The 23,194-nt window shown below is 56.9% G+C and carries 15 protein-coding genes; 6 read left to right on the top strand and 9 right to left on the bottom strand.

Translation table 11 applies throughout. The features are described 5' to 3' along the window. Nucleotides 1–537, bottom strand: a complete 537-nt coding sequence (locus tag JYG33_RS05680) for a hypothetical protein (RefSeq protein WP_207875047.1) — start codon at nucleotides 535–537, stop codon at nucleotides 1–3. Nucleotides 538–880: 343 nt separating this feature from the next. Here JYG33_RS05680 and JYG33_RS05675 point away from each other — a divergent pair, with 343 nt between their 5' ends. From JYG33_RS05675 to JYG33_RS05655, 5 genes are all read left to right on the top strand, one after another. Next, nucleotides 881–6,790: an MG2 domain-containing protein gene (locus JYG33_RS05675; protein ID WP_207875046.1), complete on the top strand. Its 5,910-nt coding sequence runs from the start codon at nucleotides 881–883 to the stop codon at nucleotides 6,788–6,790. After that, on the top strand, nucleotides 6,774–8,936 hold the full coding sequence (pbpC, locus tag JYG33_RS05670; RefSeq protein ID WP_207875045.1) for a penicillin-binding protein 1C: 2,163 nt from the start codon (nucleotides 6,774–6,776) through the stop codon (nucleotides 8,934–8,936). Before JYG33_RS05675 ends, pbpC begins: the two co-directional genes overlap by 17 nt. A gap of 74 nt (nucleotides 8,937–9,010) precedes the next feature. Continuing rightward, the gene (locus JYG33_RS05665) at nucleotides 9,011–9,595 is read left to right on the top strand and encodes a hypothetical protein (RefSeq protein WP_153230365.1); all 585 of its coding nucleotides are present in this window, start codon (nucleotides 9,011–9,013) and stop codon (nucleotides 9,593–9,595) included. A gap of 112 nt (nucleotides 9,596–9,707) precedes the next feature. Then, a complete protein-coding gene (locus JYG33_RS05660) occupies nucleotides 9,708–10,163 on the top strand; it encodes a hypothetical protein (RefSeq protein ID WP_207875044.1) in 456 nt (151 codons plus the stop codon). Between the two features lie 152 nt (nucleotides 10,164–10,315). Next, the gene (locus tag JYG33_RS05655) at nucleotides 10,316–11,611 is read left to right on the top strand and encodes an aspartate carbamoyltransferase (protein ID WP_207875043.1); all 1,296 of its coding nucleotides are present in this window, start codon (nucleotides 10,316–10,318) and stop codon (nucleotides 11,609–11,611) included. A gap of 186 nt (nucleotides 11,612–11,797) precedes the next feature. Here JYG33_RS05655 and JYG33_RS05650 read toward each other — a convergent pair whose 3' ends face one another. From JYG33_RS05650 to JYG33_RS05630, 5 genes are all read right to left on the bottom strand, one after another. Continuing rightward, nucleotides 11,798–13,318 (bottom strand): CoA-acylating methylmalonate-semialdehyde dehydrogenase, encoded by a 1,521-nt coding sequence (locus JYG33_RS05650; RefSeq protein WP_222667172.1) that lies wholly within the window; start codon nucleotides 13,316–13,318, stop codon nucleotides 11,798–11,800. A 79-nt stretch (nucleotides 13,319–13,397) separates the two neighbouring features. Beyond that, entirely contained in the window at nucleotides 13,398–14,966 is a 1,569-nt protein-coding gene (locus JYG33_RS05645) for a sodium/solute symporter (protein ID WP_207875042.1), read from the bottom strand. After that, the gene (locus tag JYG33_RS05640) at nucleotides 14,963–15,280 is read right to left on the bottom strand and encodes a DUF485 domain-containing protein (RefSeq protein ID WP_207875041.1); all 318 of its coding nucleotides are present in this window, start codon (nucleotides 15,278–15,280) and stop codon (nucleotides 14,963–14,965) included. Before JYG33_RS05640 ends, JYG33_RS05645 begins: the two co-directional genes overlap by 4 nt. A 51-nt stretch (nucleotides 15,281–15,331) precedes the next feature. Continuing rightward, nucleotides 15,332–16,126 carry a crotonase/enoyl-CoA hydratase family protein gene (locus tag JYG33_RS05635; RefSeq protein ID WP_207875040.1) on the bottom strand — a complete coding sequence of 265 codons (795 nt, stop codon included), beginning with the start codon at nucleotides 16,124–16,126 and terminating at the stop codon, nucleotides 15,332–15,334. A 44-nt stretch (nucleotides 16,127–16,170) separates the two neighbouring features. Then, on the bottom strand, nucleotides 16,171–17,778 hold the full coding sequence (locus JYG33_RS05630; protein ID WP_207875039.1) for a long-chain-fatty-acid--CoA ligase: 1,608 nt from the start codon (nucleotides 17,776–17,778) through the stop codon (nucleotides 16,171–16,173). Between the two features lie 114 nt (nucleotides 17,779–17,892). Here JYG33_RS05630 and JYG33_RS05625 point away from each other — a divergent pair, with 114 nt between their 5' ends. Continuing rightward, a complete protein-coding gene (locus JYG33_RS05625) occupies nucleotides 17,893–18,945 on the top strand; it encodes an AraC family transcriptional regulator (RefSeq protein ID WP_207875038.1) in 1,053 nt (350 codons plus the stop codon). Between the two features lie 42 nt (nucleotides 18,946–18,987). Here the strand turns inward: JYG33_RS05625 and JYG33_RS05620 are convergent, their stop codons facing one another. The 3 genes from JYG33_RS05620 to JYG33_RS05610 form a co-directional block, all read right to left on the bottom strand. After that, nucleotides 18,988–19,884, bottom strand: a complete 897-nt coding sequence (locus JYG33_RS05620; protein WP_207875037.1) for a recombination-associated protein RdgC — start codon at nucleotides 19,882–19,884, stop codon at nucleotides 18,988–18,990. A gap of 168 nt (nucleotides 19,885–20,052) precedes the next feature. Further along, on the bottom strand, nucleotides 20,053–21,630 hold the full coding sequence (locus JYG33_RS05615; protein ID WP_243430336.1) for an MFS transporter: 1,578 nt from the start codon (nucleotides 21,628–21,630) through the stop codon (nucleotides 20,053–20,055). Between the two features lie 100 nt (nucleotides 21,631–21,730). Next, complete coding sequence (locus JYG33_RS05610; protein WP_207875036.1) at nucleotides 21,731–23,194, bottom strand: sensor histidine kinase; 1,464 nt, start codon at nucleotides 23,192–23,194, stop codon at nucleotides 21,731–21,733.

Here is a 23,194-nt window from a genome sequence, read left to right as displayed (position 1 = left end):
TTAGCCCTTGATCTCGCGTATCAAGCCGTCCTCGGCGGCGTCAATCGTGTGCACCGCTTCCTGCCTTTGTGTTTCCAGTGCCAGGCGGCGGGCGATCTCATAACACTCTTCAATATGCTGGTTGCCGACTTTACGTAGCACCACAAAGCTGATGGATGCGGAAATGGCGCTGCCTATTAAAGGCACGTATTTGGCGCCATATTTCCCAGCCAGCTTCTTGGCCCCCAGACGCACCAGAATATTGATTACCCGGTCTGTGGTCAGGACGCGTCCCACCATGCCCAGGCCCATACTGGTTCCACCCACCACCACCAGCTTTTTAAGTTCGGGGCTAAGCGAATCCACATCGTTGGCCGTCAGCCCAAAACGGGCATTGATGATGGGGATGACCTTCATCAGAATCGCCACGTCAGCGCCCACATCAACACCGGGGATAGGCACAACGGCAGCGGCGGCCGACAGCAGGGCGCGCCGACTGATTAATTTGCGACATTCTTCGCGGGTCTTGTCCAGTTCCTTCAGTGTCATTGAGCTCATTTGTCTGTCCTGAAATCGAGGCGGAGTAATCCGTGCAAGCCTTGCGCATATGGGGTGGATGCGCCGGTTTTCCAGAGACTGCTTGGGGGCGGGATGTTTCTTATCGTAGTTGATCGCCTTGGTTTGGGGAAAAAAGCGGGGTATTGGTCGCATTTGAAATTTTTACTTTCAAATACCCAAAACGCCTTTTTTCACAGTGACAAGCATATTTAAACCCGAGTGTCTTTTTCTGTTGCACTTGGTGGCATTCTTTATGCAGTTATAGGGCCTTTTAGACACGCTCAGAGCCCCTGATTTCTATTAAACTGGCGCCGAAAATAGCACATTCCATAGGGGAAGAACGATGCATCGCCAGTCTTTGCTGGGTTTGATGTTCTTGCTGGGCGTCAGTAGCGCCCAAGCCATTACGATAAGCAGTTTTTCGCCTCAAGGGGCGACGTCTGATTTGCGGGATGTCAAAGTCACCTTTGCCACGCCCGCTGTTCATTTCGGGGATTCGCAACTGCCTGCTCCCGTGCAGGTGCAGTGTGATGATCCTGCGGCAGTCGGTCAAGGCCGTTGGCTGGATTCCCGCCGTTGGATTTACGAATTCGATGAGCGACCAGGCCCAGGCTTGAGTTGTACTGCCGTCGTGTCCACAAGCTTTCGCAGCATTAATAATGAAGCGATTAGCGGACCGGCCCAATATCGTTTTAATTCCGGCGGCGCCATTCTGGAAAGCAACCGCCCGTATTACAACATTATTGATGAAGACCAGGTCTTTCTATTCAACTTCAATGCGCCTGTTAATACCGCCTCTTTAGTCAAGAACGGCTATTGCCGGGTAGAGGGTATTGGCGAGCGTATTGGACTGAAAGCCATTGAAGGTGCCGAGCGCGACGCCATGGTTCGCGCCGAGTTCTATGTGGACGAGGTAGACGAGCGTTACCAAGCCGTTCAGTGTGCACGTCCTTTGCCTGCAGACGCCAGCGTGTCCGTGGTGCTGGAACCGGGCATCATGACGAAAATTGAAAATCGTAAGGGCGTTCCCAATACGGACCGTTATACCTACGATTTCAGCGTGCGCCCCGAGTTCACCGCTTCGCTTTCTTGCATGCGCGAACGTGCCGAAGCACCTTGCACACCCGTAGGCAGCTTTGGTGTTCAGTTCTCCGCACCGGTTCCGTACGAGTATGTGCGTCAGATCCGTTTGCAAGCCGGTAAAGATGTTTGGGAACCCAAGTCTGATAGCGATGAGGCCTGGCAAGATCGTGGCCCCAGCCAATACGTGCGTTTCGAAGGACCTTTCCCTGAAAATGCCAAGCTGACGGTCAAAATCCCGGACAACCTGACCGATGATGCAGGCCGCAGCCTGAAGAATCCGCAGGTCCTGGCCAATGGCATGAGCACCACGACTTACCCGCCGCTGGTGAAGTTTGCGGTTGAGCCTTTCGGGATTGTCGAGCGTTTCGGCCATGCCGACCGTGACGGTTCGGATGACTCCGATCCGCCCGCCATCGGTTTGAGCCTGCGTAATGTAGAAGCGAATCTGACGACAGAGCAAATGTTGGTCTCGGCCGGTCAGGTCGGAGCGATGGCCGTGACGGACGATAAAGAAGTCCTGGCCTGGTATTCCCGTTTGCGTCAGTTGGACTATTCCTGGATGGTCAGTGCAGAGCATCTGCGCAACCTCATGGATCAAGACTTCCACATCACCGCGCCTGTTGATGAGTCCGGCCAACTGGACTTGCGTGGTCAGCCGCTGTTGATCGGCAAGGAAGTTAAAAAGCTGGATCTGCCGGGCATGGATCAAAAAGACGAACGTCCTTTTGAGCTGATCGGTGTGCCTCTGAAAGACCCTGGCTTCCATGTGCTGGAAGTGGCGTCCCCACGTCTGGGTGCCTCCTTGCTGGAGTCGGCAGGCACCATGTATGTGCGCAGTTCGGTCCTGGTGACGAACCTGGGTGTGCACATCAAAAAAGGCGGCGACGATCTGCTGGTCTGGGTCACGACCCTGGATGATGCCAAAGTGGTTCCAGGCGCCAAAATTCGTGTCATGAACTGCCGTGGTGATGAACTGGTGGTTGGCGAAACGGATAAGGATGGGGTGTTCCATCATCCACATGCAGTCGGAACGTCCGACTATTGCAACGACACCGGCCTGTCCGGTTTGTTTGTGACGGCCCGGATCGACAAAAACAATCCGATGGCGCGTGGTAAAGATGAATTCAGCTTTGCCTTGAGCGAGTGGAATTCGGGTATTGAGCCATGGCGCTTTAACGTGCCTTATAGCTGGGGTGGCAGTGATGAGCCTATCGCTCACACCGTCATGGACCGCAGCCTGTTCCGTGCAGGTGAAGTGGCACACATGAAGCATTACGTACGTGAACGCGTACGCGAAGGTTTCAAGGCTCCTGCTCGTTATCCTGACACGATGATCGTCGAACATGATGGCAGCGGCAAGCGGATTGAACTGCCCCTGAAATGGCAGAAAACAGCAGCGGGCAGCGTGTTTGCGCTGACCGATTGGAAGATCCCCAAGGATGCCGAGCTGGGCGTTTACCGTCTGCGTACAGAAGGTGAGAACCAGTACTTCAACTTCGGTGAGTTCCGTGTTGAAGAATTCAAGCTGCCCGTTTTGGGCGGCAGCATCAAGCTGGGTGATGGCCAGGATCGTCCTTATCTGGTGAAACCCAAAGAGATGCAGGCTGATGTGCAGTTGCAATATCTGTCGGGTGGTCCGGCTGACTTCCTGCCCGTGCAGTTGTCGGCCGTGGTGCGTAGTCAATCGCCTTCGTTCAGTGCCTACGACGATTTCAGCTTTGCTCCTCCTGAAAAGAGCGAGCAGTCTGACGCCTCGGAATCGCGCGTGTTCTTGAACAAGCAGCGCTTCCAACTGGATGCCCAAGGTGGTTTGCGTGCCAAGCTGGATAGCCTGCCCGCTGTGGATCGGGCTTCCGAGTTCCTGGTGGAAGCCACATTTGCAGATCCCAATGGCGAGATCCAAACCCTGACCCAAACCGTGGCGGTATGGCCTGCGGATGTGGTGGCCGGTTTGCGTGCTGGTAGCTGGTTAGCCGCCGGTTCGTCCACCAAGCTCTCGGCCCTTGCCTTGAGCCCGGATGGCAAGCCATTGAAGAACGTGCCAGTGCGCATTGAAGCCGCTAACGTACAGCGTTTCTCGATTCGCAAGCGCATGGTGGGTGGCTTCTACAGCTATGACAACCAGGAGCAGCGTGAAGACCTGGGCACAATCTGCGAAGGTCGCAGCGATGAGCAAGGTCTGGTGCAGTGTGACGTGAAGCTGGAGAAGGGCGGTCAGGTCGAACTGCGTGCCGTTGCACGTGATGACGAAGGCCGTGAGTCGGTTGCTGCCAGCAGCGTCTGGGTCAGCGGTTCGGGCTATATGTGGTTCGGTGGTCAGAATGATGACCGTATCGACGTGATCCCTGCCAAAAAGACCTGGGCTCCCGGCGATAAAGCCGAGTTCCAGGTACGCATGCCATTCCGTGAAGCCACAGCCCTGGTGGCCGTGGAGCGTGAAGGCGTCTTGCAGGCTCAAGTCGTTCAACTGGAGGGTGACAGCCCTAACGTCAGCGTAGAGATCAAGCCCGAGTGGGGCCCGAACGTGTACGTGTCCGTGCTGGTCTTGCGTGGCCGTCTGCGTGAAGTGCCTTGGTACTCCTTCTTTAGCTGGGGCTGGAGTCAGCCTTTGAATTGGTACAAGGCTTATTCGGAAGGCGGTGGCGAGTTTGTTGCGCCGACCACAACCGTAGACTTGTCCAAGCCTAGCTACCGTTTCGGTCTGACTGGCATTGAAGTCAGCAGTCAGCAAGATGCTCTGGATGTGAAGGTGACAACCGACCGCAGCCAGTACGCGATTCGCGAACAGGCCAAAGTCGAGATTCAGGTTCTGAAGTCGGATGGCACACCCGCAGCCGGTGCCTCTGTTGCCTTGGCAGCGGTGGATCAGGCCTTGCTGGAATTGAGCCCCAACAATAGCTGGAACTTGTTGACGGCCATGCGTGCCTTGCGCGGCTACAACGTGCAGACCGCCACGGCGCAGTCTGAAATCGTGGGTCGTCGTCACTATGGTCGCAAGGCTGTCGCAGCCGGTGGTGGCGGCGGTAAGAGCCCCACTCGTGAATTGCTGGACACCTTGTTGTTGTGGAAGGGCAATGTGGAGCTGGATGCTCAGGGTCGCGCTACGGTGACCGTGCCGCTGAATGACTCCTTGACCCAATACCGCATCATGGCGGTGGCCGATTTGGCCGGTGACCGTTTTGGTAGCGGCTCCGCTCAGATCGTCACGACTCAAGACTTGCAGATCATTTCCGGTTTGCCTGCCATTGCTCGTGAAGGTGATGATTACCAGGCTCAAGTGACGCTGCGTAACAGCAGCCCGCGCGCCATGACTGTGAAGGTAACGGCAAAGTACCACGGTAAAGGTCTGCCTTCCTCGGCCTTGCCAGAGCAAACTGTGGAATTGGCATCGGGCTCGGCCAAAGTCGTTTCCTGGCCCATGAAGGTTCCTGTCTCCAGCGGTTCGGCGACTTCGCATCAGATGGAATGGACGGTGGATGCACAGGAAGTTCAGCAGGCCGGTGCAACGGGTAAAGCAGTGAAAGACAGCCTGGCGATCAAGCAGGAAGTCTTTACGGCGACCCCCATTAGCGTTCAGCAGGGCACATTGGTTGCTGTCGGTATCGATCAGCCCTTGAATATGTCGGTGCAAGCTCCGGCCGGTGCCTTGAAGAACGAGAAAGGTGTGGTTCAAGGTGGTCTGCAAATGCTGTTCCGCTCTTCCTTGGGCGGCGGTATGGAAGGGGTGCGTGCCTGGTTTGAACGCTATCCCTACACCTGCTTTGAACAGCAAGCCTCGCGTTATATGGGCCTGCGTTCCGAGGAAGCCTGGGCTGGCCTGATGCAGCGCATGCCTTCTTATATGGACCCGAATGGTTTGCTGCGTTACTTCCCCAGCAACTACGGTTGGGGCAGCCGTGTCTTGACCAGCTACGTCCTGGATATCAGCTACATTGCTGAATCCATTGGCCTGAACTACCCCATCCCGGCCGGTTTCCGCAACGAGATGCTGCAGGGTCTGGAAAATGTGGTGAATGGTCGTATCCCGAATATGCACACGGTTTCTCGTCAAGAGCGGGATATCGAGGTGATTCGTGCGACGACCGTCCTGGCCAAGTACGATCGTGCCCGCGTCAATATGCTGGATTCGGTGGAATTGAATCTGCAAAGCTGGCCAACGGAAATCCTGCTGGCCTGGGTGGATCTGACTCAGCGTTTGCCAGGTATCAAGAAAGCCGAGCAGACACGTAAAGAAGCGCTGGGCTTGATTCAGGCGCGCCTGATCAGCCGTGGCACTCGTCTGGTCTTTGGTGATGATGCGCTGAATGGCAACCCATGGGACATGACCAGCCGTGTGACCAACCAGGCCCGCTTGATGCTTCTGGTCAATGAAATGCCAGAGTGGCAAGAAGATATGCCTCGTCTGGCGCAAGGTCTCTTGGCCGAGCAGCAGCGTGGTGCCTGGCGCATGACCACGGAAAACCTCTTTGGCAGCTTGGCCATTGAGCTGTTCAGCCGTGATCACGAACAGTCCCCTAGCGGTCAGTCCATGGTGATTCTGGGTTCTGAAACGGCTCAGGTTGTGGATTGGGACATGCTGAACCCGGACGGTCAGGGCGTACGTTCCTCCAAGATTGACGTGCCTTGGCACGGCGATCAGCCTGAAAACCTGAATGTTGAGCAAATGGGTGACGGCAAGGCCTGGATCGAAGTCCGTTCCCTGGCAGCGGTGCCTGTGAGCAAGCCGATCTCCGCGGGCTTGAGCATGGAGCGTCAGATTGAAGCGGTTGAGCAGGCCAAGCCAGGCGTATGGAGTCGTGGTGACATCATGCGTGTGAAGATCAAGGTCAAGGCTCAGGGCCAGGCAAACTGGGTGGTCGTGTCGGATCCGGTTCCTGCTGGTGCCACTATCCTGGGCAGCGGCCTGGGTCGTGACTCCGCCATGGCAACCGCTGGTGAAGAACAGTCCGGTCAGTGGCCCAGCTTTATCGAACGCCGCTTTGATGGCTACCGTGCTTACTACGAGCGCTTTGAAGAAGGCACCACTGAAGTCAGCTACACGGTGCGTCTGAATACAGTGGGTCAGTTTGTGCTGCCAGCCAGCCGTGCTGAAGCCCTGTACGAGCCTGATGTGTTTGCCGTCTGGCCTAATGAGCAAGTTCTGGAAGTTGTGGATGCACCAGCCAATTAAAGCAGGACTGCTGGTGTTGGGACTGGCCCTGTGGGCCAGTCCCGGGCAAGCCATGCCCAGCTATGAGGAAGTTCGTCAGGCTTATCGATCTTCCGATGTGCAGGTGCTGGATCGCCAGGGGGAACTTGTTCAGCGTGTGCGTCTGGACTTCGCGCAACGGCGCGGCGATTGGGTCGCACTGGAACAAATTTCCCCGGCCTTGCAACTGGCGGTCTTGATGTCTGAAGACCGCCGTTTTGAGTCCCATGGTGGGGTGGACTGGTTGTCAGTCGGCTCTGCCGCCTGGGACGGTCTGTTCGCCGGACGTAGTCGGGGCGCTTCCACCATTACCATGCAGTTGGCCGGTCTGATGGATCAAGATCTGGTCGGGGGTCGGGGTGGGCGTTCGGTCTGGCAAAAGCTGGACCAGGTGGTTGCCGCCCAATCACTGGAAGATAATTGGACCAAGCCGCAAATTCTGGAAGCCTACCTGAATCAGGTGGCGTTCCGGGGGGAACTGGTCGGGGTGGACGCTATGGCGCGCACCCTGTTTCAAAAGCAGGCGACCGCGCTGGATGCGCGCGAGTCTGCGATTGCCGCGGTCTTGTTACGCGGCCCCAATGCCTCGGCGTTGACCGTCGAGCGCCGAGCGTGTCTGACCTTGCAGGAAATGGGACGCGCTCAACAATGTCGAGAGTTAAGTAATCTGGTGCCGGTGGCTTTGCGCCGGGCCGCCCAGCCTCCCTTGGGGCAGGCGCAGTTGGCTCCGCATTTTGCCCGTTGGCTGCTAGAGCAAAACCCTCAAATCAAAGCCGGTGAGCGTGTGCGCAGCACCCTGGATGCACGTCTGCAAATGCGGGTGCAGGCTAGTATGCGACGACACTTGCTGGACCTGCGCACGGCGCGTGTCCAGGATGCGGCGGTGGTGGTGCTGGATAATCATGGCGGACAGGTGCTGGCCTATGTGGGCTCCAGTGGCGATCTGTCCGAGGCTGCCGAGGTCGACCATGCTCGTTCCTTGCGGCAAGCGGGTTCCACCCTCAAGCCTTTTCTTTATGAAATGGCCATCGAAAAACGCCTGTTGACGGCGGCCTCTCTGTTGCAGGATTCGCCGCTGAACCTGGCCACGGGCAATGGTCTGTATATCCCGCAAAACTACGACAAGCAGTTTGTCGGCTGGGTCAGTGCTCGCAATGCCTTGGCTTCATCCCTGAATATTCCTGCTGTGCGTGTCTTGACCATGCTGGGCCCGGCCAATCTGGTGGAACGTCTGCGAGCACTGGGCCTGAATCTGCGTCAGGACGGGGATTTCTATGGCTATAGCCTGGCTTTGGGTAGTGCGGATGTCACCTTGCTGGAGTTGACGAATGCTTACCGTGCACTGGCCAATCTGGGGCAGACGCAGGCTGTGCAAACACGTATGGATCAGCAGGCAGCAACGTTTCAAGCTGTGATGGATGCAGGAGCCAGTTGGATTGTGGGCGACATGATGTCGGACCGCCAGGCTCGTGTGTTGACCTTTGGTCTGGACAGCGCCCTGAGCACACCGTTCTGGAGTGCGGTCAAGACCGGCACCAGTAAAGATATGCGTGATAACTGGGCCTTGGGCTGGACCGAGCACTACACCGTCGGCGTTTGGGTCGGTAATAGTGCCGGTCAAAGTATGCAGGATGTATCCGGCGTGAGCGGCGCGGCACCGATTTGGCATGAAGTTATTAGCGTGCTGAATAAAGGGCGCCCCGGCCGTCAGACAGCCAGACCCGCACAGGTACAGGTTCGCCAAATTGAATTTGTGCCCGCTCTCGAACCCAGCCGCGAAGAGTTTTTTGTGGATGGAACCCAGACTGATCGCGTGGAATTAAGCGATGTGAATTTGTCTTACGCAGGCCCGGCACGTATCCGCGAGCCGGTGAATGGCACCATTTTCGCCTTGGACCCGGATATTCCACCGCAGAATCAGCAACTGCGATTGCTGGCTCAAGGTCAGATTACCGAGCCTCTGGTGTGGTGGGTGCAGGGAGTAGAAGCAGGGAAGGGGGCGCAGTTGCGAATTCCGTTAGTACCGGGGACGCTGCGCATTGAATTGAAAACAGAACAAGGTCGCTTAATGGATCAGGTCAGCGTACAAATTAGGGGTGCGCAAATGACAAGCTTTAACAAAGATTAACCGCTTGCGCTTTTACATGACTGATACACTGCTATCCTTACTGAATCTTCGTAAAGAGAGGGGGGAACTTCACTATGATGACTTTACGCACACTGGCTCGAATTTTGGCTCCTGTTGGTCTGGTCGCATTGGCCGCTTGTCAAACCGTTCAAGAAAAGCCGAGCGATAAAACTGGTACCTCCAGCGCCGCAACACAAACTCCCTCCACGCCAGCAACAGGCGCTCAGCAAGCTCAGGTTCAGCCTGGTGCCGAGCAGCAAGCTGCGCCCGTGCAAATCTTCCTGGCTGATACCCAGGAACAAGCGGGTTGGGCACGTGTCGACGTGCAACCTAATGGTGTCTTGTTTGTGAATCCGCGTGCTGTGGTGGTGCGTCAGGATCTGGTTGGCGTGCAAGCCGGGACCAATGACAGCAAAGAAGGTTTGCTGGCTTTGGATCTGACACCTGAAGCGGCTCAGCGCCTGCTGCAAGTGACCACCCAGTTCCCTAAAAAGCGTCTGGCTTTGGTCGTGGGTGACACCATGTTGGCAGCACCAGCTTACGGCTCGCCCGTTAAAGATGGTCGCCTGATTTTCATGGTTGGCACTGAAGCCAATGCCTTGGCCGCTGCTCGTGCCATTGCCGGTCCAGAAGCGACACAAACCAACGGCAAGAAGTAAGCCCTGCTTGCTGCCTTAACGCTGTCCTGGTCCTGGGTTTACTCATGTCCGGCTTTTTGGAAAATGCGGTGGGTGCAAACCCGCCGCTCTTGTTAATAACAGGAAAGTCGGTATGGTGACCCCGCCAGGCAGTCTTGCTTTTTATATCCTTTCTTTTCGGGTTCTGATCGGCCTGCATGGGGCCGCGCTGCTGTTCATCATGTTGATGGGCACCGGAGCGATCGGATCCGTTTTCGTCCCCGCTTTTTTACGCCTGCCCTTGTTCGTCTTTCTGATGGGGCTGGTCTCGGCGTTTCTGGCCTTGTGCTGGAGCCATTGGACCCTGGCGTGGCATAACTCCAAAGCAGGGCGTCGCTGGGCCTGGATACCCGGCTTCTGTTCGGCCTTCTTTCTGGCCTTGAGTCTGGCTCTTTTTGTAATCGGCGTATGGGGCACTCTGGGTCTGGCCGATTTTGCCTATCAGCATAGCGAATGGCTCACCTCCGGCCAGCAAGGCTACGACGGTCTTGTCGTTCCTAATAATGACCAGGTCGTGCCCTACACCACGCCGTATCGGCAGCATCCTTAGGGTGTGGTCACTATGCTTGGATAGCAGCGACTCCAGCCCGCTGCGTAGACTGTCGTTGTATTTTTTGCAATAGACTTAATTCTTCCTCGCTTTTTTATCGGCCATAGTCTTAAAATGTGCGCATTGCGTATATTTCATAAGTGAGAGCTGATATGGCCGTCTCCCAACAAGTTTTTTTGCGTGATGCAATGCGTCGCCTGAACCTGACTCGTGACGTTTTTGCGGCACGTATTGGGGTGAAGCGTCGTGCACTGGATACATGGCTGCTGCCTGAAGGCTCCCTGGAGTCGCGGGCCATGCCAGAAGTTGTGCAGCGTTTCGTCACGGAAATCGTGGAAAACGAAGCACTGCTGAGCAAGTATGCGCAAAGCGCACAGTCCGGTCCCTTGCGTGATCGTATTGCGACGGGCGGCAAACATCAGCTCCTGTCCGTCGACCAGTTCACCCGCGAAACGGTGGAAGAGCTGTGTAGCCTGGCCGACATCATGCAGCCCATCGCTCGTCGTCAAAAAGTATCGCGTGTGCTGGAAGGTGCAGTGCTGGGCAATCTGTTTTTTGAAGCCTCCACCCGTACCCGCGTCAGCTTCGGCTCGGCTTTCTGCCGCTTGGGCGGTTCGGTGTGTGACACCACCGGCTTTACCTTTTCTTCCATGGCTAAAGGCGAGTCCATTTACGACACCAGCCGTGTGATGAGTGGCTATGTGGATGCCATGGTGGTTCGTCATCCTGAGCAAGGCTCTGTGGCCGAATTTGCACGTGCCACGAATATTCCTGTGGTGAACGGCGGTGACGGTGCGGGTGAACATCCCAGCCAGGCATTGCTGGATCTGTACACCATCAGCACCGAATTCTCCCGTCTGGGCAAGTTGCTGGATGGTGCGCATATCGCCCTGGTGGGTGATCTGAAATATGGTCGTACCGTGCACTCTCTGATCAAGCTGCTGGGCATGTATCGTGGCCTGAAGTTCACGCTGATCGCACCTCCCGGCCTGGAGATGCCTGAGCACATTGTGGAGCAGGTCGCCAAGCAAGGTAAGCACGTGATCGAGCAGACCACCTCGTTGGAAAAAGGCCTGCCTGGCGTGGACGTGATTTACGCCACACGCGTTCAGAAAGAGCGTTTCGAGGAAGGGCAGGACGGCAGCTTCACGGCGGACTTCCAGGTCAATAAAGCGATTATTGACCGTTGCTGCGGCCCCGATGTGATCGTGATGCACCCGTTGCCACGCGATAGCCGTGAAGGCGCTCATGATCTGAGCGTGGACCTGAACCACGATCCTCGTCTGGCGATTTTCCGACAGGCAGATAACGGGATTCCTGTGCGTATGGCGATCTTTGCCGTCTTGCTGGGTGTGGAAACGCTGGTGCAGCATTCCATGCGCGATGTGACCTGGAATCCGCCATCGCATATTGGCCCTGAGGATGCCGTCTTTCATGGCATGTACTAATCCAGATATGACTGGGTATTAAGTACCTGATAGCATTAAAAAAAGCCGGGGCTCTGATTCAGAGCCCCGGCTTTTTGTCTTTCATCCTAGTGTTTTCAAACCTGCTTCAAGTGCAAACGCTAAGCTGCACATTGCGCTGAAAAGTTGCTCTGTTAAGCACAACAATTCAGCGCGACAGGTCTGTTCTTACTTGGATGTAGGCATGGCAAACTCCGCTCCCTTGGAGATGCTTTCAGGCCAGCGCTGCATGATGGATTTCTGGCGTGTGTAGAAACGTACGCCTTCTTCACCGTAGGCGTGCATATCGCCAAACAGGCTCTTCTTCCAGCCGCCAAAACCGTGCCAGGCCATAGGGACAGGAATAGGTACGTTGATACCAACCATGCCCACATGGATACGGCGACCAAATTCACGGGCCACGTTACCGTCGCTGGTAAAGCAAGCTACACCGTTGCCGAACTGGTGCTTGTTGATCAGTTCAATGGCGCTGGCCAGATCCGGTACGCGTACGCAGCACAGAACAGGGCCAAAGATCTCGTCCTGATACACGCTCATGTCGGGGGTGACGTGGTCGAACAGGGTGCCGCCCATCCAGAAGCCGTCCTCGCAACCTTCACCGGCTTTGGCGCCGTCAAAATGGCGACCGTCCACCAGCAGTTTGGCGCCTTCTTGTACACCCTTGTCGATGCAGCCGCTGATGCGTTCGCGCGCTTGAGGGGTCACGATGGGGCCCATTTCGGCGGCAGCGTTGGTGCCATTCAGAATCTTCAGACTGCGAGTGCGTTCTTCCAGCTTGGGCAGGATGCGTTCGGCAGAGTCACCCACCAGCACGGCCACCGAGATGGCCATGCAACGCTCGCCAGCCGAGCCGTAGGCGGCACCGATCAGGGCGTCCACGGTCAGGTCGATGTCGGCATCAGGCATGACGACCAGGTGGTTCTTGGCGCCGCCCAGGGCCTGGACGCGCTTGCCACCAATGGCGCCCATTTCATAAATGCGATTGGCAATCGGGGTGGAACCCACAAAGGACACGGCTTGCACGTCCTCGTGATTGACCAGGGCCTCAACGGCGTCTTTGTCGCCTTGCACCACGTTGAACACGCCATCGGGCAGACCGGCTTTTTTCAGCAGTTCGGCAATGAACAGGCTGGGGCTGGGGTCGATAGGGCTGGGTTTCAGCACAAAGGTGTTACCCGCGGCGATAGCAACGGGGAACATCCACATGGGCACCATGACCGGGAAGTTGAACGGGGTGATACCGGCTACCACACCCAGGGGCTGGCGCATGGTCCAGTTGTCGATATTGGTGCTGACCTGCTCGGTGAAATCGCCTTTGAGCAGTTGGGGAATGCCGCAAGCAAACTCCACAATTTCAATACCACGGGTGACTTCGCCCATTGCATCGGACAGAACCTTGCCATGCTCGGCGGTGATCATGGCGGCCAGTTTTTCCTTGTTCTCGTTGAGCAAGGCCAAAAAGTTGAACAGCACGCGGGCGCGGCGTAGCGGTGGGGTGTCAGCCCAGGCGGGGAAAGCGGCCTGAGCGCTGGCCACGGCGGCGTCAATATCTTGCTGGCTACCCAGTTTGACCTTGGCGCTGACCTGGCCGGTGGCCGGGTTGTACACCGGTTGAGTACGCGTACCGGCGCCAGCCTGCTGGCCACCTCCGATGTAGTGAGCAATTTCGGGGGTGTTTAACTCTGTCATGGTGATGCTCCTGCTGGGATGAATTAAAACAAGGGGCGGTAACCCGGTCGGGCTGGGCTACCGCCAGAGTACCAAGTACTCAGTGAGAGACGGCCGCAATACCCACTGCCGTTTCAGCGCGGACTTGCTGGGCGTCAAACCCGGCGCGGTCCTCGCTGGCCCGGCGGCTGCGGTCCAGTTTCGAGACAAGATAAATCGTGATGAATGCCAAGGGCATGGAAATCAGGGTAGGGAAGTCGTACGGGAAGACGGCTTCGGAGAAACCCAGAATACGTACCCATACGGCAGGGGAAAGAATGACCAGACCCAGGGCCATCAGCAAGCCTGCCAGACCACCCACAATAACACCGCGTGTGGTGACGTCACGGCAGTACATGGACATCAGCAGCACTGGGAAGTTGGCCGATGCCGCAATACTGAAGGCCAGGGCCACCAGGAAGGCGACGTTCTGGTCGCGGAACAGCAAGCCCAGGAAAATGGCCACAAAACCAATACCAATCGAGGCCAGACGGTTGACACGCATAGCCTGGGAAGGCGTGACGTCGTCGCGACGGATGACTTTGGCGTACAGGTCGTGGGCCACCGCGGAGGCACCCGCCAGCGTCAAGCCACTGACCACGGCCAGAATCGTGGCAAAGGAGACGGCGGCCAGCAAACCAAACAAGAGGTTGCCACCCAAGGCGGTTGCCAAGTGCATGATGGGCATATTGGAACCACCCAGAACCATGCCTCCTACCTTGCCGTCCACGTAGAACTGCGGGAACTTGGGCAGAATCGCCATGGCGCTCAGACCCAGAAAGCAGATCACCACAAAGAACACGCCCATCAGACCTGTCGCCACGAAGACCGATTTACGGGCAGCGCGTGCATCGGGTACGGTGAAAAAGCGCATCATGATGTGTGGCAAGCCTGCAATACCAAACACCAGCGACACGGCCAAAGACAGACCCGAGAACGGATCGGCCATCAGCTTCCAGGGGCCCTTCATGGCTTCGCCTGCCTGATGATGCTCGGCAGCAGCGCTGACCAGGGCAGAAAAGTCGAAGTTGAAATACCACATGGCCAGGGCAGCCATCAAAAAGCCATTACCCATCATCAAAATGGCTTTGATGATCTGTACCCAGGTGGTTGCCACCATACCGCCCACCACCACGTACACCATCATGAGCAAGCCCACGGCCACCACGGCATAGGTGTAATCAATGCCAAACAGCAGTTGCACCAGTTGGCCTGCGCCGACCATTTGCACGATCAGGTAGAACAACACGACGGTCAGCGAACTGATGGCAGTAAAGATACGTGTGCTGCGTTCGTCCAGGCGATACGAGACGATGTCGCTCAAGGTGTAGCGGCCCAGATTGCGCAAGCGTTCCGCAATCAGAAACATGATGACGGGCCAGCCCATGAAGGCGCAGACCGCATACAGCAGCGAGTCAAAACCATTGGTAAAGGCCAGGGACGAAATGCCCAGCAAGGTGGCGGCGGACATGTAGTCACCCACAATGGCCAGGCCATTTTGCGTGCCGGTAATGCCGCCCCCGGCGGTGTAAAAGTCCGAGCTGGAACGGGTGCGCGACGAGGCCCAGTAGGTGATGCCCAGGGTAACCAGGACAAAAGCCGCAAAGATCAGAATGGCTTGTGTATTCATGGGCGCACCTTTGCCAGTACTCGCTCGCACAGCGGGTCAAAGCGGGTGTTGGCGACGTGAATGTAGACGCCAGTTAATAACCAGGACACAAAAATCAGTCCTATCCCGTACACCATGCCACTGTTGACAGCTCCTCCACTGCCCAGGTCATGGGTTAAAACGCCGGGCCAGAAAATGGCCGTCACGATAAACAGGCCGGTCAGCCCCAGGCAGATGCCGGCGCAGGCAAATGCCAGACGCCGACGCTGCGACTTGAGTTGCTCATATTCCTGTAGTCCGGACAGTGCCCGGCTTAACTCTTGATGCGACAGCATGGTTTTGTCTCCGTATTGTTGTGATTACTGCCCATGTCCGCCTGGCCGATGTTATTTGGTCGGCTTCACTTTATGAGCTTTTTTATTAACAAACTCCCCCAAGCGGTCCTGCACATCCCGCCCGGTTTGTACGACTGCTGCCATCAAGCCCTCGGCAAAGAGGCCGTCGGTGGCAGACATGTCGGCAATGCGGCTGATCGAGCTGACAATGGCGTAGTTCGACAAAAGGGCATTGCCTGCAATGCGCTGGGCCAGTTCCAGGCTCAGCTCATAGGCTGTTTTGGGGTTGGCGTCGTTGTTGCACACGTAGTGCGCCAGCCCCAGTCGTTCCCCTTCCACAGCGTCCAGCACACGGCCGGTCAGCATCAGTTCAATCATGCGGTTGGGGGAAATGATCTTGGCCGTGCGCACGGTAGCGCCGCCGCCGGTAAAGATGCCGCGTGTACCTTCAGGCAGGGCAAAGAAAGTGCTGCTGTCGGCCACGCGAATGTGTGCGGCGCTGGCCAGTTCCAGGCCACCACCGACGACAGCGCCTTGCAGGCAGGCAATCACCGGGATGCCGCCGTGTTCGATCTTGTCGAAAGCACGGTGCCAGCTTTGGCAGACGCGCAGAAAATCTACCGCGCCGCGTTCTTTGTCATGGTGTTCTTTCAGGTCCAGACCCGCGCAGAAGTGGTCGCCTTCTGCCTTCATCAGAATGACCCGGATGTGCTCGGGAATATTGGAGAAGTACGCATCAATTTCAGCAATGGCATCTTCATCCAGGGCGTTGCGCTTGTGCGCCTTGTTCAGCGTGACAATTCCGATGTTGTCCAACTCGGTGGTGAGCAGGAAAGGGGCGGCCATAAAAAACTCCTTGTGTTACGTAAATGCGTGGGCAGCAGTGCAAATCAGTTGGGATCGGTGTGATCCGCTAGCATCTTGCGCAGTGCCATTTTTTGAATTTTTCCAGTTGCGGTCATGGGCATCTGGTCGATGAAAATTACTTTGTCGGGGACCGACCAGCGGGTGACGCGATCCTGATAGCGTTCCAGCATGTGAGCCTCGTCCAGATCAGCCCCTTCACGTGGCACGACAAACAGCACAGGGCGCTCGCCCCATTTGTCATCGGCCTGGGCGATGCAGGCAGCCAGTTCGACCAAAGGCTCTTCCATGGCGATGTTTTCGATCTCGATTGAGGAAATCCATTCGCCACCGGACTTGATCACATCTTTGCTGCGGTCGGTAATGTAGACGTAGCCATCGGCGTCGATGGAGCCTACGTCGCCGGTGCGGAACCAGCCGTTCTCACTGGCCAGATCGGGCTTGCCGTAATAGCGGTCCATGATCCAGTTGCCCTGGATCAGCAGGTGGCCGCTGCTCTTGCCGTCGCGTGGCAAGGTATTGCCTTCGTCGTCAACGGTTTTCAGGCGTGCGCCGAACAGGGCACGACCTTGCGAGGCCAGCACGTGCTGTTTCTGGGCTTCGGGCAAGTCGCTGTGTTTGGGCAGCAATTGGCACACCGTGCCTAGCGGCGAGGTTTCTGTCATGCCCCAGGCGTGGCGCACGGTAATGCCGTAGCCTGCCCAGGCGGCAATCATATTGGGTGGGCAAGCAGAGCCACCAATCAGAATGCGGCCCAGGGTGCTGAACTGTTTGCCGTTCGCTTTGGCGTAGTCCAGCACGGTTTTCCAGATCGTAGGAACACCGGCAGACAGGGTGACGCCAGCCCGTTCGCACAGAGAGTAAATGCGCTCGCCTTGCAGGTTTGCTCCGGGTAGTACCAGCTTGGCACCGGACATCAAACCGGAGTAGGGCAGGCCCCAGGCATTGACGTGAAACATGGGCACTAGAGGCATGACGGCATCGGCGCTGGCAATGCTCAAGGCATTGGGGTGGGACGAGGCGTAGGCATGCAAGAGGGTGGAGCGGTGTGTGTACAGCGCTCCTTTGGGATCGCCCGTGGTGCCGGAGGTATAGCACAGGCCGCTGGCAGTATTCTCGTCAAACACAGGCCATTCAAAGCCCGTCGTGTCATTGCCCAGCCAGCTTTCGTATTCGTCGGCCAAGGGGCCTTGAGCCTGACTGCCCATGCGTACCCACTGCTTGACGGTGGGGCAGTGGTCGCGCAGATAGCTGACCATTTCTTCGAAATGTTCGTCGTAGAACATCACCGTGTCTTGGGCATCATTGATGATGAAGGCAATTTGCTCGCGCGTCAGACGCGGGTTCACGGTGTGACAGATCAGACCGACGCCCGAGGTGGCGTAGTAAATTTCCAGGTGGCGGTAGGTGTTCCATGCCAAAGTCGCCACGCGTTCGCCGGGCTGCAGGCCTTCACGGCGCAATCCCAGGGCCAGATCCTGAACCCGGTAGGCGAATTCAAGATAGCTGTAGCGATGAAGATCGCCATTGTCCAAAGCGGTAACGATCTCCTGCTCAGGGTTATTCTCTACGGCGTGGGTGAGAATGGAACTGATGAGCAAGGGCATATGCATCATATTTCCAGTGCCTAACATGGTGATGTCTCCTTGTATTATGTGTGTCAGCATAGGATGGTTTAGCACCTTGCCCAATAGCCAATACTGACGTCGAATATGCAAAAAGTGACAATCTTTGAGAGGTCATAGGAAATGAATGCTTTGCCCGGCACGCTCCCGGTGCCCGTTGATGCAGCCCATACCGCCACTGTGGCGCTGGATCTGGTGCAGGACTGGTTTCACAGCCTGCGCACCAGTTATTCCGAAGAGGTGCTGGATCATTGCCTGAAGCAGTCGGGCATCGTGAAAGACTTTATTGATCGGCCCGGCGCTCGTTTGACGCGTGATCAATTGGTGCGCCTGTATCAGGAAAGCGCCAGAAAAACGGGTGATGAGATGATGGGCTTCTGGACTCGGCCCATACGTGCCGGAGCCTTGAAATACATCGTGCGTACCGTGCGAGATGCGCCGTCCATTAATGTGGCCTTGTACCGTTTCACCCAGTTCTGGAATCTGCTGCTGGATGATTTCAGTCTGAATCTGATACGCACAGACAAGGAGTTGGGCATTGAATTGGTGCCGCGCTATCCCACGGCCTATGTGCATCGTTTTGGCCATGCGCTGATGCTGAAACTGACACACGGCATCGTGTCCTGGTTGATGGGACGTGAGGTGCCGGTGCAGCAAGTGGCTTTTGCGTTTCCGCGTCCTGCCTTTGCATCGGACTATTCGGTACTATTTCCGGCTTCAGTCAGTTTTGATGCGCCGTGCTCTCATATTTTGTTTGGCGTGGAACTGGGGCAGGTGCGGCCACAGCGTACTCAGGTAGAGGCCAGAGCCTTTCTGGAGCGTGCGCCGCGTGACTGGATTTTTACGTCCTACCACGAGCACGCCTTGCGCTTGAAAGTGCGGGAAATTCTGCATACCGACCTGGGTTATACCTTGCAGGACGTGTCCGGAAAATTGCATATGTCGGCGCGCACGCTGATACGCAGGCTACAAGAAGAAGGCCTGTCGTTTCAGGGAATCAAGGATGAGTTACGCCGAGATCTGGCGATTTTCAAATTGCTGCGCAAGGATATGTCGCTGGCTGAAATTGCGTATGCATTGAAATTCAGTTCACCAGCGACATTTCACCGGGCCTTCCGTCATTGGACGGGAATGACGCCCGGTGTCTATCGCGCTGCCCAACAGGAACTGGCCTGAAGGGCGGCCCTGGCCGGGTTTGAGCCCGGTCTGGCCCAGGCTTTACTTGCGCTCGCCGCCCAGCACTTCGACCAGATCACTGATCATCTTGGCCAGTTCGGCGGTCATCAAGGTCATGTCGGCATCAAAGATTTCGTCATCGTTGACGGCCGTCACGTCTTGTTTTTCAGTCAGGATGTCCAGCGGAGCGACGCGTTTGACGTCAAGCGCATCGGTCAGCACGAAGCTGATGCGATCCGCCCAGGTCATGGCCAAACGGGTGCATTGCTTGCCCGCTTCGACGTGCTTGCGCACTTCGTCAATATCCGCGCTTTGCTTCACGTAGCGTACGGCCGCACCGCTGTCGCCGGTGGAGCGCAGCTCGGTATCCTGGTCTACGGTGAAGTTAGCCAAGGCTTCCTGATCAACCAGCCAGGAAGTCATGGCTGCACCTGGAGATTCCTCGGTGTACAGAGGCAGAACCGGGAAGGGTTCCACGCTCTTGGCCAGCAGACCCAGGACTTCGTCGCTCTTGGCCGTGGCAGCGGCATCGATAGCCAGCCAGTGATTACGGGTATCCAGCCACACACGGGTATCGCGCGAGACGGCGAAGGCACGAGGCATCAGGTCCACGATGACTTGTTCCTTGATTTCCTTCATTTGCTTGCGGCCGGGTTTGTAGCCTTGCTGCTCTTCGATATCACGAGCCTTTTCACGAGCGACCTGATTGATCACGGTGGTGGGCAGCAGCTTCTTTTCGGCGCGCAGAGCGATCAGGTACTGACCGTTGACTTCATGCACCAGGGCATTGTTCTCGCGCGGGCTGACCCAGCCCAGGCTTAGCGGTTCCTGGCTGGAGCCAGGAGTAAAGCTGTGTTTGGAAAGAGCTTCTTCCAGCTCTTCGGCGGAACATACCCAGTCGGGGGAGAGGCGATAGATGCGTAGATTCTTAAACCACATGGATACGAAGATAAATAAACAGAAGAAAGGGGGCGGGCATCAAGCCCGAGTCGATGTTCGATTGTACGCGCAGATCTTCCTGTGTCGCCCGGCCATTTACGGACCCTTGCATTTGCTTGACAGGGGGCAAAAAATGACAGGCGCGACGGGCGGGTGTGCAGGGTGTCGCTAACGATTGATATCGTTATGGCGGGTCTCGCGCACGAACGGCGCGCCAATCGCGACAGTCACCAGACAGATCAGGATGGGGTACCACAAACCATCATAAATATTGCCAGTAACGGCAATCATGGCAAAGGACAGGGTGGGCAAAAAGCCCCCAAACCAGCCGTTGCCAATGTGATAGGGCAAGCTCATGGAGGTGTAGCGGATGCGAATCGGGAACATCTCCACCAGCATGGCGGCAATGGGGCCATAGACCGCCGTGACCAGCCCCACCAGATAGGTCAGCAAGACAACCAGCATCACTTTATTGATTTGGGCGGGGTCGGCACCGTTCGGGTAGCCATAAAGGCGCATGGTCTCGGTCAGCTCATTTCTAAGTTCTTGCGAGTGCTGGGCAAATTCGGCGCGGCTAAGGTGTCCGCCTTCAAAGCCATCAATCACATGCTCGCCAATGCGCACCTGGGCCACCTGGCCGGGTGAACCTTTGACGTTGTTGTAGCTGACGGCATGGCTGGCCATATAGGACTTCACGATATCGCAGGAACTGGTGAAGGTATGGCTGCCTACCGGATTGAACTGGAAGGAACAACTGGCCGGGTCAGTAATGACGGTGACCGGGGCGTTGCGTTGAGCCTGGACCAGGGCGGGGTTGGCAAAATAGGCCAGGCCCTGGAAGACTGGGTAATAGGTCAGGGCGGCCAGCAAACAGCCTGTCAGAATGATGGGTTTGCGCCCGATCTGATCTGACAGCCAGCCAAAAAAGATAAAGAGCGGGGTGGCCAGGAGCAGTGAAATCACCATCAGGGTTTGGGCCAGCGTGGCGTGCAAACCCAGCATTTGTGTGATGAAAAACAAGGCGTAGAACTGCCCCGTGTACCACACCACCCCTTGGCCTGCCGTCAGCCCGAACAGGGCTAGCAAGGCCATGCGCAGATTGGCCCAGCGGCCAAAGGACTCGGTAATGGGCGAGGTCGACAGCGTGCCTTCTTCCTTGATGTGCTGAAAGGCCGGGGACTCTTTCAGGTTCATCCGTATCCATACGGAAATAGCCAGCAGAAAGACGGAAATCAGAAAGGGAATACGCCAGCCCCAGACGATAAAGGCTTCTTCACCCACCAGGCTGCGTATGCCCATAATGACGAGCAGGGACAAGAGCAAACCGACCGAGGCGGTGGTTTGAATCCAGCTTGTGTAAAAGCCGCGGCGGTGCTGTGGCGCATATTCAGCCACATAGGTCGCGGCCCCGCCATACTCTCCGCCCATTGCCAGACCTTGCAGCAAGCGCAAGACAATCAGCATGATGGGGGCGGCAATACCAATGGCTTCATAGCTGGGCAGTACGCCCACCAGAAAGGTGGACAGACCCATCAGCAAGATAGTGATCAGAAAGGTGTATTTGCGACCGACGCGGTCGCCAATGCGGCCAAAAAGCAAGGCGCCAAAAGGACGGACGGCAAAACCGGCGGCAAAGGCCAGCAAGGCAAAAATAAAGCCAGCCGTAGGATTCACCGCAGAAAAAAAGTGCTGGGCCAGAATGGCGGCCATGGAGCCGTACAGATAAAAGTCGTACCACTCAAACATGGTACCCAGGGCCGACGCAAAAATAACCTTGCGGCCTTGGGCATCCAGCTTGTTCTTGATCTTGGGGAGGGCGGGGCCGGTGATGGTCTGGGACATCGGTTCAGGCCCTCCAAGGCAAAGACAGTGGAAAACTGACGCGCAAACGCAGGCCGCTCTCCTGGCCGGAGCTTAGTGGCATAAAGTCGATAGAGGCGCCGTGAATATCGGCAATCTCTCGCACAATGGCCAGCCCCAAACCGCTACCGTCTGCCTGATTGCCCATGATGCGGTAAAAGCGGTCAAAAATTCGTGCCTGATGCTCGGCTGGAATACCGGGGCCATTGTCTTCAATTTCTAGCCAGCCCTTGCCTTGTGTCTGGCCCGTGCGCATGGTGATCCAGCCGCCAGCCGGTGTGTAGATCAGGGCGTTGTCCAGCAAGTTGTTGATCAGCTCATCCAGCAAAACCGGGTCGGCTTGCAAAAGGATGGCTTTGGAGCTGTTCTCCAGACCCAGGTCCAGTCCCAGTTTCAAGGCATCGGGAACGCGCTGGCCAACGTGCAGCTCGGTCAGGGTGTTCAGATCCAGCGTTTGCTTGGTGGGGGCGTAGAGCGCATCACTGCTTTCGGCGCGGGCCAGTGCCAGCATTTGTGTGACCAGACGCGTGGCACGGTCAGTGCCGCGCACCAGTTGTTGCAGACTGGCCTCGGTCTGTTTGGGGTCGCGCTCGCGTAGCGCCAGTTCAGCCTGGGTGCGTATCCCCGCCAGCGGTGTTTTCAATTGATGCGCCGCATTCGCCACAAACTGGCGTTGCGTGGCTGAGAACTGCGCTTGTCGAGCCAACAAGCCATTCATGGCGTCAATAAGCGGCACAATTTCTGCCGGAGCCTGCTCCTGGTCCACAGGTGAAAGATCACCTGGCGCACGGGCACGCAAGCGTGCCTGCAGCAGGTTCAGCGGCTCCAGACCATGTGTCAGCCCCAGGCCCGCCAGCATGGCCGCCAGCGGCACCAGAATGAATTGCGGTGTCAGCATCCCGATCAGAATTTCTCTGTGTAGAACCGCTCTATGTTCATTGGTTTCGGCTGCAACTGCCAGGAAGGGCGTGTCGTTTTTGTCCTTGCCGCCCCAGACATAGGCCAGTCGCAGGCTTTGTTCGTCCAGGGCGACGTCCCGGTAGCGCACCAGGTCGGTGTCATAGCTCCAACTGTCGGGCACTGGCAAATTGGCATTGCCCGCGATAGGCTCGCCATTGGCATCCCGGATTTGCCACAGGGTAGGCGTCGGGCTTTCTTGCCGCAAAATGGTTTGAGCCCCGTGCGATAAATGAATAGGTTCTCTTACGTCCTGCTGGCTGATTTCCACGCGCAGCAAGTCCAGGTGATCGCGCAAGGTGCGGTCATAGGGCGAGTTGGCGATGTGCTGGGCGATGAAATAGGTAATGACAATCCCGATCGTCCAGAGCAAGAACAAGGGCCCGAAAATCCAGATCATGATCTTGTGGATTAACGGGCGCGGTACCACGCGCTTGCTCTTGGGGGGCGGGCGGGTGTTGCTGGATTCGGCGGGTGGTGTAGCGTGCTGCAT

This window comes from Alcaligenes sp. SORT26 (assembly GCF_017377875.1).
GTDB classification, from domain to species: Bacteria; Pseudomonadota; Gammaproteobacteria; order Burkholderiales; family Burkholderiaceae_B; genus Alcaligenes; species Alcaligenes parafaecalis.
The sequence above is the reverse complement of the archived record's forward strand: the minus strand, read 5'-3'. Positions and strand labels throughout refer to the sequence as shown.

Excerpts from the sequence above, each read along its gene's own strand:
- JYG33_RS05655 (WP_207875043.1), top strand. The coding sequence starts at position 10,316 with ATGGCCGTCTCCCAACAAGTTTTTTTGCGTGATGCAATGCGTCGCCTG.
- JYG33_RS05620 (WP_207875037.1), bottom strand. The coding sequence starts at position 19,884 with ATGTGGTTTAAGAATCTACGCATCTATCGCCTCTCCCCCGACTGGGTA.
- JYG33_RS05630 (WP_207875039.1), bottom strand. The coding sequence starts at position 17,778 with ATGTTAGGCACTGGAAATATGATGCATATGCCCTTGCTCATCAGTTCC.
- JYG33_RS05665 (WP_153230365.1), top strand. The coding sequence starts at position 9,011 with ATGATGACTTTACGCACACTGGCTCGAATTTTGGCTCCTGTTGGTCTG.
- JYG33_RS05625 (WP_207875038.1), top strand. The coding sequence starts at position 17,893 with ATGAATGCTTTGCCCGGCACGCTCCCGGTGCCCGTTGATGCAGCCCAT.
- JYG33_RS05650 (WP_222667172.1), bottom strand. The coding sequence starts at position 13,318 with ATGACAGAGTTAAACACCCCCGAAATTGCTCACTACATCGGAGGTGGC.
- JYG33_RS05640 (WP_207875041.1), bottom strand. The coding sequence starts at position 15,280 with ATGCTGTCGCATCAAGAGTTAAGCCGGGCACTGTCCGGACTACAGGAA.
- JYG33_RS05610 (WP_207875036.1), bottom strand. The coding sequence starts at position 23,194 with ATGCAGCACGCTACACCACCCGCCGAATCCAGCAACACCCGCCCGCCC.
- JYG33_RS05635 (WP_207875040.1), bottom strand. The coding sequence starts at position 16,126 with ATGGCCGCCCCTTTCCTGCTCACCACCGAGTTGGACAACATCGGAATT.
- JYG33_RS05645 (WP_207875042.1), bottom strand. The coding sequence starts at position 14,966 with ATGAATACACAAGCCATTCTGATCTTTGCGGCTTTTGTCCTGGTTACC.
- JYG33_RS05660 (WP_207875044.1), top strand. The coding sequence starts at position 9,708 with ATGGTGACCCCGCCAGGCAGTCTTGCTTTTTATATCCTTTCTTTTCGG.
- JYG33_RS05675 (WP_207875046.1), top strand. The coding sequence starts at position 881 with ATGCATCGCCAGTCTTTGCTGGGTTTGATGTTCTTGCTGGGCGTCAGT.
- pbpC (WP_207875045.1), top strand. The coding sequence starts at position 6,774 with ATGCACCAGCCAATTAAAGCAGGACTGCTGGTGTTGGGACTGGCCCTG.
- JYG33_RS05615 (WP_243430336.1), bottom strand. The coding sequence starts at position 21,630 with ATGTTTGAGTGGTACGACTTTTATCTGTACGGCTCCATGGCCGCCATT.
- JYG33_RS05680 (WP_207875047.1), bottom strand. The coding sequence starts at position 537 with ATGAGCTCAATGACACTGAAGGAACTGGACAAGACCCGCGAAGAATGT.